The 15004-nt window shown below is 62.0% G+C and carries 13 protein-coding genes and 1 pseudogene; 3 read left to right on the forward strand and 11 right to left on the reverse strand.

Translation table 11 applies throughout. The features are described from left to right. Positions 1-76: 76 nt before the first annotated feature. The 4 genes and pseudogenes from AC0V2Y_RS25940 to pilM form a co-directional block, all read right to left on the reverse strand. A pseudogene (locus tag AC0V2Y_RS25940) lies at positions 77-1402 on the reverse strand (type IV pilus secretin PilQ); the annotation flags it as partial. Positions 1403-1494: 92 nt separating this feature from the next. After that, positions 1495-2526 (reverse strand): pilus assembly protein PilP, encoded by a 1032-nt coding sequence (locus AC0V2Y_RS25945; RefSeq protein WP_475413753.1) that lies wholly within the window; start codon positions 2524-2526, stop codon positions 1495-1497. 15 nt (positions 2527-2541) lie between these two features. Further along, positions 2542-3102, reverse strand: a complete 561-nt coding sequence (locus AC0V2Y_RS25950) for a PilN domain-containing protein (RefSeq protein WP_475413752.1) — start codon at positions 3100-3102, stop codon at positions 2542-2544. Continuing rightward, on the reverse strand, positions 3099-3731 hold the full coding sequence (gene pilM / locus AC0V2Y_RS25955; protein WP_475413751.1) for a pilus assembly protein PilM: 633 nt from the start codon (positions 3729-3731) through the stop codon (positions 3099-3101). Before pilM ends, AC0V2Y_RS25950 begins: the two co-directional genes overlap by 4 nt. 300 nt (positions 3732-4031) lie before the next feature. Between pilM and AC0V2Y_RS25960 the strand changes: the two genes are divergently transcribed. After that, positions 4032-6377 carry a penicillin-binding protein 1A gene (locus AC0V2Y_RS25960; protein WP_475413750.1) on the forward strand — a complete coding sequence of 782 codons (2346 nt, stop codon included), beginning with the start codon at positions 4032-4034 and terminating at the stop codon, positions 6375-6377. A gap of 164 nt (positions 6378-6541) precedes the next feature. On the opposite strand, the gene cyaY is transcribed toward AC0V2Y_RS25960, so the two are convergent. Next, the gene (cyaY, locus tag AC0V2Y_RS25965; protein ID WP_092802037.1) at positions 6542-6871 is read right to left on the reverse strand and encodes an iron donor protein CyaY; all 330 of its coding nucleotides are present in this window, start codon (positions 6869-6871) and stop codon (positions 6542-6544) included. Between the two features lie 40 nt (positions 6872-6911). Here cyaY and lptM point away from each other — a divergent pair, with 40 nt between their 5' ends. Continuing rightward, positions 6912-7094, forward strand: a complete 183-nt coding sequence (lptM, locus tag AC0V2Y_RS25970) for an LPS translocon maturation chaperone LptM (RefSeq protein WP_070221692.1) — start codon at positions 6912-6914, stop codon at positions 7092-7094. On the opposite strand, the gene AC0V2Y_RS25975 is transcribed toward lptM, so the two are convergent. The 5 genes from AC0V2Y_RS25975 to AC0V2Y_RS25995 all read right to left on the reverse strand — a co-directional run bounded on the left by AC0V2Y_RS25975 (position 7091) and on the right by AC0V2Y_RS25995 (position 12985). Beyond that, positions 7091-7744 carry a protein-methionine-sulfoxide reductase heme-binding subunit MsrQ gene (locus AC0V2Y_RS25975; protein WP_475413749.1) on the reverse strand — a complete coding sequence of 218 codons (654 nt, stop codon included), beginning with the start codon at positions 7742-7744 and terminating at the stop codon, positions 7091-7093. The genes lptM and AC0V2Y_RS25975 overlap by 4 nt on opposite strands. Before the next feature lie 9 nt (positions 7745-7753). Next, positions 7754-8731, reverse strand: a complete 978-nt coding sequence (gene msrP, locus AC0V2Y_RS25980) for a protein-methionine-sulfoxide reductase catalytic subunit MsrP (protein ID WP_475413748.1) — start codon at positions 8729-8731, stop codon at positions 7754-7756. 84 nt (positions 8732-8815) lie between these two features. Beyond that, entirely contained in the window at positions 8816-9967 is a 1152-nt protein-coding gene (ccsB, locus tag AC0V2Y_RS25985; protein ID WP_475413771.1) for a c-type cytochrome biogenesis protein CcsB, read from the reverse strand. 64 nt (positions 9968-10031) lie between these two features. Next, positions 10032-12128 (reverse strand): cytochrome c biogenesis protein ResB, encoded by a 2097-nt coding sequence (locus tag AC0V2Y_RS25990; RefSeq protein ID WP_475413747.1) that lies wholly within the window; start codon positions 12126-12128, stop codon positions 10032-10034. Positions 12129-12313: 185 nt separating this feature from the next. Continuing rightward, positions 12314-12985: a c-type cytochrome gene (locus AC0V2Y_RS25995; RefSeq protein ID WP_152252303.1), complete on the reverse strand. Its 672-nt coding sequence runs from the start codon at positions 12983-12985 to the stop codon at positions 12314-12316. 186 nt (positions 12986-13171) lie between these two features. Here AC0V2Y_RS25995 and yihA point away from each other — a divergent pair, with 186 nt between their 5' ends. After that, entirely contained in the window at positions 13172-13909 is a 738-nt protein-coding gene (gene yihA / locus AC0V2Y_RS26000) for a ribosome biogenesis GTP-binding protein YihA/YsxC (RefSeq protein ID WP_070221698.1), read from the forward strand. Positions 13910-13985: 76 nt separating this feature from the next. Here yihA and AC0V2Y_RS26005 read toward each other — a convergent pair whose 3' ends face one another. Next, entirely contained in the window at positions 13986-14873 is an 888-nt protein-coding gene (locus AC0V2Y_RS26005) for a hypothetical protein (RefSeq protein WP_475413746.1), read from the reverse strand. Positions 14874-15004: the final 131 nt, after the last annotated feature.

A 15004-nucleotide genomic window follows, 5' to 3' on the forward strand; every position in this document is an offset into this window, starting at 1 on the left:
GCCAAAAGAAAAATTCCGCATAGTCGCCATCAGTCCGCTTTCGTTTGCATTGTTACTTAAACGTAAAGATGTGACATTAACGTGTTGCTGGCCGATCTGCCACTATTTTCGGCGTAATAAACACCATCAGTTCCGTTTTTTCTTGACTGCGGCCCCTGCTGCGGAAAAAAACACCGAGCACGGGGATGTCGCCCAGCAGCGGCACCTTGCTGTCCGTGCCCCGTTCCGACTGTTGGTAGATGCCGCCCAGCACCACCGTGCCGCCGTCTTCCACCATCACCTGCGTGCGCACGTGCTTGGTGTCGATGGCGAAGCCGGAACGGGTTTCCTGGCCCACGCTATCCTTGTTGACGTCCACTTCCAGCACCACGTTGCCGTCCGGCGTGATCTGCGGCGTCACTTCCAGGCGCAAATTCGCCTTGCGAAACGTGATCGACGTGGCGCCGCTGCTGGTGGCCACCTGGTACGGCAGCTCGATGCCCTGCTCGATCAGCGCCAGCACCTTGTCCGCCGTTACCACGCGGGGGCTGGAAATGATCTTGCCCCTGCCGTCCGCTTCCAGCGCGGACAGTTCCAGGTTCAAAAAACGGTTGGCAGCCGCCGAAAACAGGCTCAGGGCGAAGCTGGCCGGCTGCAAGCCATTGATGCTGGCGGCCGGCAAGTTGACGAACTGCGTGTTCGGCACGAAAGCGCCGGCGCCCGCCACCGTTTGCCCCGTCGTCTCGCCCACGCCCTGATACGTGCCGCCGATGGCCGCCCGTCGCCCGCTGCCGCCCAATGAAAAACCGGGTACCTGCCCCGCCGCCAGGCGCTGGTCCGTAAAACCCAGACGGGCGCCCAGGTTGCGGCTGAAACTGTCGTTCGCCTCGACGATGCGCGCCTCGATCATCACTTGTCGCGTGGCGATATCCGTCTTGTCGATCAGCTGGCGGATCTGTTCCAGGCGCGCCGGCACGTCGGTGACGAACAGCTGATTCGTGCGCGGCTCGATCAGCACGCTTCCACGGCGCGACAGCAGGCGGCTGCGCCCTTCCCCCGCGTCCAGGCCGAACACGGTGCGGAACGCTTCGGCCTTCTGGTAGTTGAGCTGAAAGATGGCCGACTGCAAGGGTTCCAGTTCGGCGATCTGCGCGCGCGTTTCGAGCTCCAGTTTTTCGCGCGCGAGGATTTCCTCGCGCGGCGCGATCCACAGCACGTTGCCATTGCGCCGCATGTCCAGGCCCTTGGCCTGCAGCAGCACGTCGAGCGCCTGGTCCCACGGCAAATCGCGCAGGCGCAGGGTCACATTGCCCGCCACGCTGTCGCTGGCGATGATGTTTTGCCCGGACGCGTCGGCCAGGATGTGCAGGGCCGCGCGCACGCCCACGTTCTGGAAATCGACGGATATCTTCTCGCCCGCGTAAGGGCGCGGGGCCGACACGTGCACCACCGCCTCCTGGGCAAGGCCGCAGGCATGCAGACACAGCATGGCGGCCAGGAGCATGCGGCGCGGCCTCATGGCGCCGCCTCCGGCAGGCCGGCCTTCGCCCCCGCCACCTGCAAGGTCAGGCTGCCGCGCCGCTCGCGCCAGGGGCCGTCCGCCTCGCGCAGCAATTCACGGTACTGCACGGCCTGTTCACTGATGTCCGTCACCACGCCGTGGTCTTGCCCCAGATGCTGGCCCACCGCCACCCGGTACACGCGCTGGCCCGCCAGCAGCAGCGCGTTCAGGCGCCCGTCCTGCTGCACGCTGCCGACCATGCGGATGGCCGGCAAGGCGACGCTTTCCAGCGGTTCGCGCACACGGCGGGGGTCGGGCCCCGCCACACCGCCCCGCTGTCCCGGCGCGGGCGCGGGCGTCAAGGCATCAAATGGATCGGCCTGGGCGGCAGCATCGTAGGGCTGCGGCGCGACAGCGGCAAGCGGACGCCATGCCGGCACAGCCACGGGCGCGTCCGCCTTGAGCGGCAATGCCGCTTGCGCCGCCCGCTCCCCCGCTTCCGGCAGGCGATACGCCTGCAGCACGGCATCGAGGGTCAGCAAGCGATCCTTGCCGAGGGTCAAGGCCAGTTCATGCACAGTGACGATGCGCGGCAGGCGCGCCAGGTCCGCCAGCAGTGCGCCCATGGCGTGATAGCCGCCGCGCAACTGGATGGCGATCGGCAAGGCGACATACGGCGCTTGCGGCCGCGCCACGCCCGGCTTGAACAGTGAAAATTGCAGACCGCGCGACTGGCCGGCGGCGTTAATGTCCGTCAACAGCACCGCCATCGCTTGCTGGTCGGGCAATTGCTGTTCCAGCAGCGCCAGCTCGGCGCCCGCCTGGCGCTGCTGCGCGCGCCACTGCGGCAACTGGCTGGCCCTGGTCTGCGCCGCCAGATAGGCGGCGCGCAGGCGGCCCTCCTCTCCGTGCGCCAGACGCACGGCAGCCATCAGTCCATCGAGCCACGCAAGGTGCAGCAGGGCGGCCACCAGCGTACAGGCCAGGGCAGCGCAAGCGAGGCGCGCCGGTAACGGCCACAGCGACGCGATCTTCAAGCTCAGCATGATCAACCTCCACGACTAAGATTGCTCAGCGGGTGACAAAGCCAGCCGTATCGTCCAGTCCACGGCGCCATCGGCCGCGCCGCGCACTTCCATCACTTCCGGCCTGGACCAGGGCGCGGCCTGCGCCAGCGCCAGCAGCAATGCCGCGACCTTTTCCTGTGAAGCGGCCTGCCCTTGCAGGCGCACCATCGCCGTTTCCTGGCGCACGCTATGCAAGGCCACGCCGGCCGGCATCGCCTGGGCCAAGGCTTGCAGCATGCGCACCCAGGCATTGCGCTGTTCTTGCAAACGGGCAATAGCCTGCTGGCGCAGCAGCAGGGCCGCCGTTTCACCCTGCACCCGCTTGCCGGTGGCGAGAACGGTATTGACTTGCTGCATGGCATTGCGCCAGCCCTCCTGGCGGTGCAGCTGCGCGTCGAGCTGATGCTGCAGCCAGGCGCCTGCCGCCAAGGCCAGCAGCAATCCCAGCAGCGCCCCGCCGGCCAGTTGCCACAGCAGCAGCTGAATACGCCTGCGGCGTGCCGCCTGGCGATACGGCAAAAGGTTGATGCATGGCACTTCCACCACGGCCTTCATCGGGCGTACCGGTGCATGGCCAGGCCCCAGGCCAGCTGATAGCTGAGGCCGCCATCGGGCAGCGCTTGCCATCCCCCTTGTGCAACGGCCGCCTGGCACGCCAGCGCCTCGCTATCCATGATGACTGGCGTCAACCCGGCCGCCTTGGCCGCATCCAGACGGCGCTGCACGCTGGCACGCCGCGCCGCCACCAGCAGCACGTCGATCTCGCTGCCTGTCTGGCCGGCAAGCGGCGGCGCGGGGCCGAGAATGAAAAAATCCAGGCTGGCGTCTTCCAGCGCAAACGGCATGTATTGTCCCGCTTCCAGTTCCACGAGGATTTCCAGCTGTTCCTCCGGCAGCCCGGCGGGCAGGCGGATCGCGTGCGTGATCAGTGCCGTGGCCGGCATGGCCAGCGCCACGCGCGTGCAGCCACTGCCGCTGTCGCGGCATGCCAGGCGCAGGCCGGCAGCCAGACCTGGCAAATCTTCGACATTGCCGTCAAGCATCATTCCGGCAGCCAGCGCGGCGCTGCCGTAATGCCGGCACGACAGTGTTCCCCGCCGGCGTCTCAGCTCGACCACGCGCACGGCATCGTCCGCGATGTCGACGCCCAGCAAGCCGACGCCAAGAAAACTGCTGATGGACATGTTTTTCATAGAGAAACGTCAGCGTGGAAGGAGGTCCTGCCATCCGAAAGCCTAGTCCCGGCGGCACTGGCTTGTAAATGGATTTCACGCCGGGGTCTGCGGCGCGCGGCGCCTATCTGGCGGGGCCGTGATCTGGCGCAGGATAATTGTTACCAAATCCTGGTTGCCAGCGGGCCGATACACGCTTATATAGAGTATCGGCAAGTTTCAACACTCCCCCGGCAAGCGCCACGGCGCGCTGCCACCCCGGCAAGCTCGCTTATAATTGGCCGGCATAATTAACCGAAAGACATACGACGCATGACATCTTCAAAATCTGCTGGCCCCGCTGGCTCGAAGCCGCCCACCAAGGGCAGCAAACCCAAACGTTTTCTGCTGATGGCCCTGGCATCGCTGCTGGGCCTGGGCATCGTCGGCGTCTTGCTGGTGGTCTTCGGCCTGGCCATGGCCTATCCGAACCTGCCGGCGCTCGATACCTTGACCGATTACAAGCCCAAGATGCCGCTGCGCGTGTTCACGTCCGACAGTGTGCTGATCGGCGAGTTCGGCGAGGAACGGCGCAACATGGTGCACATCAAGGATATTCCCGATGTCATGAAGAAAGCCGTGCTGGCCATCGAAGATGACCGCTTCTATGAACACGGCGGCGTCGATTACCTGGGCATCACGCGCGCGGCCCTGCACAACCTGACCGGCGGCGCCAAGCAAGGCGCATCGACCATCACGCAGCAGGTGGCGCGCAATTTCTTCCTGTCCAGCGAACAGACCTTGAAACGCAAGGCGTATGAAGTCTTGCTGGCCTGGAAGATCGAGAAAAACCTCAGCAAGGACCAGATCCTCGAGGTGTATATGAACCAGATCTATCTGGGACAGCGCGCCTACGGCTTCGCCTCGGCCGCGCAAATCTATTTCGGCAAGAATATCCAGGACCTGACCGTGGCCGAAGCGGCCATGCTGGCCGGCTTGCCGAAGGCGCCGTCCGCCTACAACCCCGTCGTCAATCCGAAACGCGCGCGCATGCGCCAGCAATACATCCTGCAACGCATGGCGCAGCTGGGCTATATCACGCCAGAGCAATACACGGAAGCCAAGAATGAAGAGCTGAAAGTGAAGACCGACAGCAGCGCCTTCGGCGTGCACGCGGAATACGTGTCGGAAATGGCGCGCCAGCTGGTCTACGAGCAATTCAAGGAAGACACCTACACGCGCGGCCTGAACGTCTACACCACCATTACCAAGGCCGACCAGGACGCCGCCTACATCGCCTTGCGCAAGGGCGTGATGGATTACGAAAAACGCCACGGCTACCGCGGCCCGGAAGCGTATATCGAGATTCCGAAAACCAAGTCCGAAGCCGATGACGCGATCGAGACGGAACTGGCCGACCACCCGGACAGCGACGACATCATCGCCGCCATGGTGCTGCAAGCCTCGCCCAAATCGCTGCAGGCTGTCACCTCGGCCGGCGAGGAAATCACCATTACCGGCCCCGGCCTGACCTTCGGCGCGGCCTGGCTGTCGGAAAAAGCGGCGCCGAACCGCCGCATCAAGCGCGGCGCCGTGATCCGCGTCATGCAGGAAAACAACGCCTGGGTCCTGACGCAGATGCCGGAAGTGCAATCGGCGTTCGTCTCGGCCAGCACCACGGACGGCGCCATCCGCGCCATGGTGGGCGGCTTCGATTACAACCGCAACAAGTTCAACCACGTCACGCAGGCGTGGCGCCAGCCCGGTTCGGCCTTCAAGCCCTTCATCTATTCCGCTTCGCTGGAACGGGGCCTGTCGCCGGCCACCATCATCAACGATGCGCCGATCTCGTTCGACGCGGGCCAGACGGGCGGCCAGGCGTGGGAACCGAAGAACTACGACAGCAAATACGACGGCCCGATGACCATGCGCAAGGGCTTGATGAAATCGAAGAACATGATTTCCATCCGCATCCTGCACAAGATCGGCGCCAAGTATGGCCAGGAATACGCGACGCGCTTCGGCTTTGACGCGGACAAGAACCCGCCGTACCTGACCCTGGCCCTGGGCGCCGGCAACGTCACGCCGCTGCAGATGGCGGGTGCGTACGCCGTGTTCGCCAACGGCGGCTACAAGATCAACCCGTACCTGATCGCCAAGGTGACCGATAGCGACGGCAATATCCTGTCGCAAGCCAAGCCGGACCTGGCCGGCGAGGAAGCCAACCGCGTCATCGACGAGCGCAATGCCTTCATGATGAACAGCATGCTCAACGACGTCGTACGCTTCGGCACGGCAAATAAGGCCATGGCCTTGAAGCGCCCTGACCTGGCAGGCAAGACGGGCACGACCAACGATTCCATCGACGCGTGGTTCGCCGGCTATCAGGCCAAGCTGGTGGGCATCGCCTGGATCGGCTACGACCAGCCGCGCAACCTGGGCAACCGGGAAACGGGCGGCGGCCTGGCCTTGCCGATCTGGATCAGCTACATGGCGAAAGCCCTGAAAAGTATTCCCGTCGAGGAACGCGCCGTGCCGGAAGGCCTGATCCACGTGGGCGACGAGTACTACTATGCGGAAAATCCGCCGGGCACGGGCGTGGGCAGCCTGGAAGGCGCGGCGCGCGGCACGCCGGAGGAAGAAAAAGCCAAGGAAGCCGTCAAGAACGAGTTATTCTGACGGCAGCGCATGGAGTAGGTCGGGTTAGGCCGCAGGCCGTAACCCGACACCACGCCGGCGCCACATGTTGTCGGATTACGCGTGGCATTGCCCCGCTCATCCGACCTACGCAAGCAAAAAGGGCAGCCCATGCAGGCTGCCCTTTTTTATTGCCGCGGCGAAAGTTACTTCAGCACCACGGGCGCGCCGGCCTGCTCGCTGGCCATGCTGGACAAGGCCGCAAACAGTTCCGAGCCGTCGCGCGTGTTGATCCACTCGTCGCCCACGCGCTTGTAGTGGAAACCGCCGGAACGGGCGGCCACCCACATTTCACGCATGGGAGCCTGGCTGTTGACGATGATTTTCGTGCCGTTATCGATGAACTCGATTTCCAGCACATTGCCGCTGCGGCTGCATTCGACGTCGAGCACGTCTTCATCGTTCAGCCGGTCCAGCGCCGCCTCGATCTGGGTCAGGGTGGCTTCGGCCAGGGCCAGGAATTCCGATTCGCTCATGCTACACTCCAAAGATCTTAATCAAACCGTGATTCTAATCGTGAAGTCATCCTCAGCGTTTTATATCGGCATCGCCATTGTGGTTTCTAGCGTTCTGGCCGGCTGCGGCCAGCCCGGCCCCCTGTACCTGCCCAAGCCGCCAGCGGCCAAGGGCGCACCGGCGAAAGGCCCCGTCGAACCGGCCCCCGTGCCGCCGCCACCGGTGATCGTGCCGGCGACCTAAACGGAACGCACCGGGGTGGCGGCATGCGCAGCCCTGGCAGTTTTGACGCGCTTATTCCAGGCAAAATATACGCGAATTAACAGCAGTAGCGCGACGATACACCCGAACAGGATCGGTTGCGCGAAATTGTGCTTGCCCGCCTTCATCCACCAGAAGTGCAAAATGCCGAGCGGCGCGATCACATAGATCAGCCGGTGCAGCCACTGCCAGCGCTTGCCGCCCAGGCGCTTGACCATGCCGTTCGTGCTCGTCACGGCGAGCGGAATCAGCAACACAAAGGCAATGAAGCCCACCGTGATGAACGGCCGCTTGAGCACATCCTTCCACATTTCCTGCAGATCGAAAAAGTGATCGAACCATAAAAACGTGGTGAAGTGCAGCGCCGCGTAGAAAAACGCGAACAGGCCCAGCATGCGCCGCAGCTTGATCAGCCAATTCCATTGGGTGAAGCGGCGCAAGGGCGTCACCGCCAGGCTGATGCACAGGAAATACAGGGTCCAGTCGCCCGTGCCGCGCGTGATGAATTCCAGCGGCTCCACCAGTTGGCCCGTGTACGTCAGCCAGACCATGCGCGCGAATGGCAGCAGCGCCAGCAAAAAGATCAGGCTTTTCAACAGCGACAACTGCCTGGTCGAGGGATTGATGGCCATGGTCTTTCCTTAAAAGAACTTCTTCAGATCCATGCCCGCGTACAAGGAAGCGACATCGTTGTAGCCGTTGAACATCAGGGTCTTGCGCTTGCGCGCGAGAAAACCGTCTTCGCCGATGCGCCGTTCGGACGCCTGCGACCAGCGCGGATGATCGACGTTCGGGTTCACGTTGGAATAAAAACCGTATTCGGACGGCGCCGACAGGTTCCAGGACGTGCGCGGCTGTTCCTTGACGAAACGGATCTTGACGATGGATTTGGCCGATTTAAAGCCATATTTCCACGGCAACACCATGCGCACGGGCGCGCCGCTCTGGTTCGGCAAGGTTTCGCCATACATGCCCAGGGTCAGCAGCGCCAGTGGATGGTTCGCTTCGTCGATGCGCAAGCCTTCCGTATAGGGCCACTGCAGCACGCGGCTGCCCACGCCCGGCATCTGCTTCTTGTCGGCCAGGGTGATGAATTCCACGTACTTGGCATTGCCCGTCGGTTCGACCTTCTTGATGATTTCCGAAAAGGAATAACCGACCCAGGGAATCACCATCGACCAGCCTTCCACGCAGCGCAGCCGGTAGACGCGCTCTTCCAGCGGCGCCAGCTTCAGCAGCGCGTCGAGGTCCAGGGTCATCGGTTTCTTGACTTCGCCTTCGATGCTGACCGTCCACGGCCGCGTGCGCAGGGTGCCCGCGTTTTGCGCCGGGTCGCTCTTGTCCGTGCCGAATTCGTAGAAATTGTTGTAGCTGGTAGCGTCTTTATAGGCCGTCTGCTTGTCCAGCGCCGAATAGGCGGAATTGAGCTTGGCTGCCAGTTTGGGATTCGTGCCTTGCGCGAACGCTTCGCGGCTGGCCATTTCCAGCAAGGCCGCGCTGGAGATCGAGCCCAGCGCCACTTGCTTGATGAAGCTGCGGCGCGATTCAAACACGGCGCGCGGCGTGATTTCGGAAGAATACGGCAACTCGATGCCGTTGGGACTGCGCTGGATCAACATGGCGGCTCCGGAAAAAGGTGATTGGATATACCTTACACCAGTTTTTCCGGGCCGTTCATGACGCTTCTGTCATGCAGAAAACCGTTACAGCTTGCCGTAAGAGTGCAAACCTGAAAGGAACATATTCACGCCCAGGAAGGCAAACGTCGTCACCAGCAAGCCCACCAGCGCCCACCACGAGGCGACGCGGCCGCGCAAGCCCGTCATCAAGCGCATGTGCAGCCAGGCTGCATAGTTGAGCCAGACGATCAGCGCCCACGTTTCCTTCGGGTCCCACGACCAGTAGCCGCCCCACGCTTCGGCCGCCCACAGGGCGCCCAGGATGGTCGCCACCGTGAAGAAAGCGAAGCCCACGGAAATAGCCTTGTACATGACGTCGTCGAGCACTTCCAGCGACGGCAGGCGGTCGACCAGATAGCCGCTCGATTTGAGCAGGTAGGCCGCCGCCACCATGGCCGACAGGGCGAACGTGCCGTAGCCGATGAAGTTGGCAGGCACGTGGATCTTCATCCACCAGCTTTGCAGTGCCGGCACCAGCGGCTGGATTTCCGCCGCGTCGCGCGTGACCGTGTACCACATCAGGAACACGACGGCCGCCGAAATGACCAGCATGACGAAGGCGCCCAGCTGGCGCGTCGCATAGTGCTGCTCGTAATACAGGTAGAACATGGCCGTGATCAGGGAAAACAGGATGAACACTTCATACAGGTTCGACACGGGGATGTGGCCCACGTCGGCACCGATCAGGTAAGACTCGTACCAGCGCACCAGCATGCCCGTCAGGCCCAGCACCACGCCGGCCCAGCACAGCAGGGAGCCGACGGAGGAGCCGAATTCCGAACGCGCCACCAGGCCGATCCAGTAGAACAAGGTCGACAGCACGAACAGGGTGCCCATCCACAGGATGGCGGACTGGCTCGACAAGATGTACTTCAGGAAGAATTTCTGGTTCGCCATGTCCAGGTGGCCCGCGTACAGCTCGATGGCGAACAGCGACAGCACGGCCGCCAGCGGGATCAGCCAGCGCACGGGCTTCCAGTACCAGCCCAGCCACGCGAACGTGGGCGCCGCGGCCAGCAGGATGACCTTTTCATAGATATCCATGAAGGCGCCAAAACGCATCAGGCCGAACAGCGAGGCGGCCAGCAAGCCGGCGCCATACAGCCAATCGATCAGGCTCAGGCGCTTGAAAAATCCTGGTTCCTGCGTATATATTTGCTTGTTTGCCAATTCCATCATTTTCTCCATTCCCGGCAACGCGCAAGCGTCCCGAAACTCAGCCAATCCAACTCAGCGCAGCTTACGCCGATTGCGGCAGCTTTGCCTTCAAAGTCTCAAATTCTTTTTCAAAATCCAGCGTCTTGCGTTGCGTGCTCATGGCCATCATGGCCTCGCTGCCGCCCTCGCCATCCTTGATCCACACCCACAGGCGGCGCTCGCGGATATAAAACATGGAAAATACGCCGATCACGAGGAACAGGCAACCGAGGTAGACCACGCTCTTGCCCGGCGAACGCGTCACCTGCAGCACGGACGCCTTGATTTCCGTAAAGTCGTCAAGCTGCAGGTACACGGGCGCGCCATAGAAGAAGCTGTCGGACAGCGCATTCGTGGCCAGTTGCAGGAAGCGGCCGTGCTTGTCATCGGCCTCGATGGCTTTCAAGCCATCCTGGGCGCGTGCCGCCTGCCACAAGTCCCACAGGCTGCCGTTGAGGATTTTCATGAAAATATCGGCCGCTTTTTCTTGCTCGGCGGCAGGAATTTTCTCCAAGAAACGCGAAATGGCGAGGAAACCGCCCTCTTGTCCATTGCCGGCAAAGATGCCCAGGCTTTTCGCCGCCGATTCCTGCAACTGGCCGCGCAAGGCTTCCGCGTTCGCCTGCGGCATGGCGCGCGCCGCATAGCGGGCGGCCGCCTGCTGGCGCAGCGCGGGATCTTGCAGCGCGGCACGCAAACGCATCCATTCGTTCACGCTGACATTGTCATCGGCGGGAATGCGCAGATAGCTGAACGGGTCGCTGGGGTTGACGCGCATGCCGGCCAGGAACACCGTCGTGCCATCGACCGTGACGGGCTGCATATAGTTCTGGTACTCGCGCGCCTGGCCCGTCTTGTCGCGCAATTTGTATTGCACCGACGGCCCCACGTTCTTGAGATCCTTGTTGTTGGCGTTTTTCGCCGCCGATCCCAGGCGTTTATCGAGGCCCACGGAGAATTTCTCGTTGAAACTTTCCGTCTTGTTGACGGCGCGCACGTCCTGGCCGGCGCTGAGGTTTTCCACGTTAAAGGGACGGAAACCCGACCATTCCACCGTGTAGGAATTGCCGTCGCTGCGCTCGAGCGGCGTGCTGCCGCCCACTTCGCCGCCGATATCGAAGCGTTTCGTCGTCTTGCCCGTCATGGGAAAACCAGTCAACTTGAGCTTGCTGCCGCCATCCTCAAAGCTCGACTGGTACAGGGCCAGGCCCTTGTACAGCAGCGGCTGATTGACTTTGATGGTTGCCGGGAACGTCTCGCCCGTTGCATGGTCGGTGATGACGACATCGCTGGCGAACAGCTTGGGCATGCCCGTGCTGTAGAAATCGATGTGGAATTTCTTCAACAAAATTGTGATGGGCAGATCCTGGATCAGCACGCCATCGGCCTGGGGAATGATGGCCGTGTTGCTCGACGAGCCTTCCGGGATCATGGTATTGCCGCGGAAAGTAGGATTCGACAGGCTCAAGCGGTGCTGGGCGGGAATATCGGCGATCACGCCGCTGCCGGAAAACGGCGTCTTGCCAAAGAACCATTGCTGTACGCGGATCGGCATTTCCGAATCGAGCAAGCCGCCCACGCAAATGATGACGATGGCGCCATGGGCAAAGATATAGCCCCATTTATTCGCCGCGCCCCGCTTGGCCGCCACCAGGGTGGCGTTGTCCTTCTCGATCACCTTGGCCCCGTAGCCGGCGTCTTTCAGGCGCATCACCATCAGCTGCGCCAGCACGGCGCGCGGCAGCGGTGCCTGCCATTCCAGCTTGTGGTGAAAATTGCGCAGCGATTGCTCGCGCACGGTTTCGCGCCAGCTGCGCATGTCCTTGAGCATCTTCGGCGCATTGCGCACGATGCACAGCGAGGTCGAGGCGACGAGGAAGCCCATGATGACGAGGAACCACCAGGCCGAATACACGGAATACAGGCTCAGCTTGTCGAACACGGCGAACCAGAACGGGCCGAACTGGTTGACATAATTGGGCATGGGCTCGTTTTGCTTGAGCACGGTGCCGATGATGGACGCGACGGCGATCAGGGTCAGCAGGCTGATGGCAAAGCGCATCGACGAGACCAGCTCGACGAATTCAGCCAGGCTGCGGCGTTGGGTCTTTAACTCGATTCCGGTCGTGCCAGTGCTCATACGTGGATACTCATACGGGATATGCAATCTTCAAGAAAATGTAGGCATGGAGCAGAGTGTTTCTCCGCGCAAGGCGGCAGCATACTCCTGTTTGGCCCCTGCCATGAAAAAGGGCAGCCTGTGGAAACGGCCGCCCTTGTTCACGCGCGCTGCTGCGCCTGGCAATCTCTTGCCACTATGAAAACTTACTTCAGGCCGGCGATATAGTCGGCCACGGCGGCGATCTCGTCATCCGACATGCGGGCGGCGATGGTGTGCATTTGCGCGCTGTTCTTGCGGGCGTCCGCCTTGGTGCTGCGGAACATCGTCAGCTGGGCCACCGTGTAATCCTGGTGCTGGCCGGCGATGCGCGGATACTGGACGGGAATGCCATTGCCCGTCGCGCCATGACAGCTGGCGCAGGCGGCAACTTGCTTGGAAGCAATGCCACCACGGTAGATTTTCTTGCCCAGGTCGATCGTATCCTTGTTTTTCGCGGCGCCCGGCTTGGACAGCTGCGCGCCCAGGTAGGCGGCGATATTCTTCTTGTCGGCGTCGCTGAGCATCTTCGCGTACGTCGTCATGACGGGCTGGTTGCGCTCCGGCGTAGTGAAGTCGACCAGTTGCTTGTAGATATAGCTTTCGTGCTGACCGGCCAGCTTCGGATTGACCGTGATGGTCGAATTGCCGGCCGCGCCATGGCAGGAGACGCAGGCAGGCAGGCCGCGCGCCGCATCGCCATCGGCGTACAGGGTAGCGCCCTTGGCAGCGTCAGCCTTGACGGCCGGTTTCGGTGCTTCGACCGCGGAGGCAGTTGCCGATACAGCCAGCAAAGCGAGCAGCATGGATTTGATAAACGGTGAAAACGCACGATTCATTCAGGCACCCTGAGACAGTGAGAAATTAGTGGTGGACATTGCCGCGCCCTGGGGATTTTTGCTTTATTTTCAGGGCCGCAAGCCGCATCGCTGCTACGCCGGCAACAATAAACAACCCCTTATTGTACAATAGCTTCTTGGCGTTATCGCTCCCTTATCGCTCCCTTTTGTTGCTTTACTACTCCCATGTCAAAACTCTGGCAAGCCCGCTTCTTTACGACCGTCAACCAATTGCGTGACCTGCCCGATACCACGGTGCCGGAAATCGCCTTTGCCGGCCGCTCCAATGCCGGTAAATCGACCGCCATCAATATCTTGTGTAATCAGAAAGGCTTGGCGTTCGCCTCCAAGACACCTGGCCGTACCCAGCACATCAACTACTTCTCCATCGGCGGCGCCCACGTGGCGCAGCACCGCAAGGATGCCACCATCGTCGAAGAGATCGAATGCCTGCTGGTCGACTTGCCGGGCTACGGCTACGCGGAAGTATCGGGCTCGGCGAAATTGCACTGGCAGCGCCTGCTGGGCGATTACGTGCAGCGCCGCGAGCAATTGGCCGGCTTGATCCTGATCATGGATTCGCGCCGTCCCTTCACCGACCTGGACATCCAGATGCTGGAATGGTTCGCCCCGACGGGCAAACCGATCCACTGCATCCTGACGAAAGTCGATAAGCTGAACCGCAATGAATCGGTCAACGCACTGCGCCAGGCGAAAGCCAAGCTCGACAGCTATGTGGATGAAGACGGCGTCGGCTTCCCGTTCACCGTGCAACTGTTCTCGGCCTTGAAAAGAGTCGGCATCGACGAAGCCAACGACAAGATCATGGAACTGGCCGGCATCAGCGAAGACGGCGCGGCCCAGATGGTTGACCTGATCGACATGGAAGACGACGTCGAGCCGGAGTCGGACAAGCCGGCTTGATCGAGATCAACGCTGCGTAAAAAAAGGCTGCCCGTTCACACGGTGCAGCCTTTTTTATTGCGCGGGTGCCGAACGCCTAGCGCCGTCCCGGGCCTGGCCGCTTCTCGGAAAAGAATTCCTGGCGCAGGAAGGCAGTCAACTCGGCCGTGTCTTCCACCCTGGCGCTGAGGTTGACGTTGCGTCCCAGGCGCCGCGATTCCCAGACGAAATCGCCGGGCTTTTCGGCACGGATCAGCTGGATCATCTTCTTGATGATGGCCGTCTCGATATCGGGTTCATTGCCCAGTTCCACTTTTTCCTGCTTCAGCCAGTTGCGCTTGAAATTGCCGTTCCAGCCCTTGAACTTGACTTCCGCGCTGAACGAGGTCTGGTTGACGATGGAAAACACGCCGCCCGAATCCTCGCGGTCGCTGCCGGAATTACGTCCCTGCGCGCCGGCGATATTCGCCTTGGCCACGCGCATGGCGCGGTCGTTTTCGCTTTCCTCGGCCGGCGGCGCGGGGTTCTGCGCCTCGCGCTGCTTGCGGCGCTGCTCGATCATCGAGCTCATGTCTTCAGCGGGCGGCGGCGGCAGCGGCACTTTCGATACCAGCGGCGGCGTGAATGTTTCCAGTTTCGGCTTGTCGCGCGGCACATCTTTTGTGACCACGCGCTTGCTCGGGGCCGGCGGCGGTTTCACCTTGGCCACTTTCGTGTCCTTCGGCTTGGGCGTGGGTTTCGGCTGCGGCTTCGGTTGCGGCTTGTCTTTCAGCGGCGCGATGTAGACCATCGCGCTTTCCTTCTTCGGCGGCGGAATCTTTTCAATGGTGTCGCTGCGCAGCAGCACATACGCCGCCAGCAGCACGTGCAGCAAAACGGACACGCCGAGCGCAACCTTGCGCGTGGTGCTGGTCCTGGACCCGTAGGCCGGTGGCGGCTGGATCACTTGCCCGCAGGTGGGGCAAACATCGGAATCGGCAGCCATCAAATGGGTCGTGTCATGCAAAATGAATCGTGCTTTCTGTGTAGCGAAGAAATAACATTACAGGGCAGCCATAGTGCCAGAGTCCCTTGCTTTTGGGAACACTTCCTCGGCCTTTCCAACCCGAAGCGTAC

The sequence above is a fragment of the Janthinobacterium sp. BHSEK genome, assembly GCF_056174685.1.

Bases quoted from the DNA above. Each gene is read 5' to 3' on its own strand.
- cyaY (WP_092802037.1), bottom strand. From the start codon at position 6,871: ATGAGCGAATCGGAATTCCTGGCCCTGGCCGAAGCCACCCTGACCCAG.
- yihA (WP_070221698.1), top strand. From the start codon at position 13,172: ATGTCAAAACTCTGGCAAGCCCGCTTCTTTACGACCGTCAACCAATTG.
- AC0V2Y_RS25990 (WP_475413747.1), bottom strand. From the start codon at position 12,128: ATGAGCACTGGCACGACCGGAATCGAGTTAAAGACCCAACGCCGCAGC.
- ccsB (WP_475413771.1), bottom strand. From the start codon at position 9,967: ATGGAATTGGCAAACAAGCAAATATATACGCAGGAACCAGGATTTTTC.
- AC0V2Y_RS25995 (WP_152252303.1), bottom strand. From the start codon at position 12,985: ATGAATCGTGCGTTTTCACCGTTTATCAAATCCATGCTGCTCGCTTTG.
- msrP (WP_475413748.1), bottom strand. From the start codon at position 8,731: ATGTTGATCCAGCGCAGTCCCAACGGCATCGAGTTGCCGTATTCTTCC.
- pilM (WP_475413751.1), bottom strand. From the start codon at position 3,731: ATGTCCATCAGCAGTTTTCTTGGCGTCGGCTTGCTGGGCGTCGACATC.
- AC0V2Y_RS25950 (WP_475413752.1), bottom strand. From the start codon at position 3,102: ATGAAGGCCGTGGTGGAAGTGCCATGCATCAACCTTTTGCCGTATCGC.
- AC0V2Y_RS25975 (WP_475413749.1), bottom strand. From the start codon at position 7,744: ATGGCCATCAATCCCTCGACCAGGCAGTTGTCGCTGTTGAAAAGCCTG.
- AC0V2Y_RS25945 (WP_475413753.1), bottom strand. From the start codon at position 2,526: ATGCTGAGCTTGAAGATCGCGTCGCTGTGGCCGTTACCGGCGCGCCTC.
- AC0V2Y_RS25960 (WP_475413750.1), top strand. From the start codon at position 4,032: ATGACATCTTCAAAATCTGCTGGCCCCGCTGGCTCGAAGCCGCCCACC.
- AC0V2Y_RS26005 (WP_475413746.1), bottom strand. From the start codon at position 14,873: ATGGCTGCCGATTCCGATGTTTGCCCCACCTGCGGGCAAGTGATCCAG.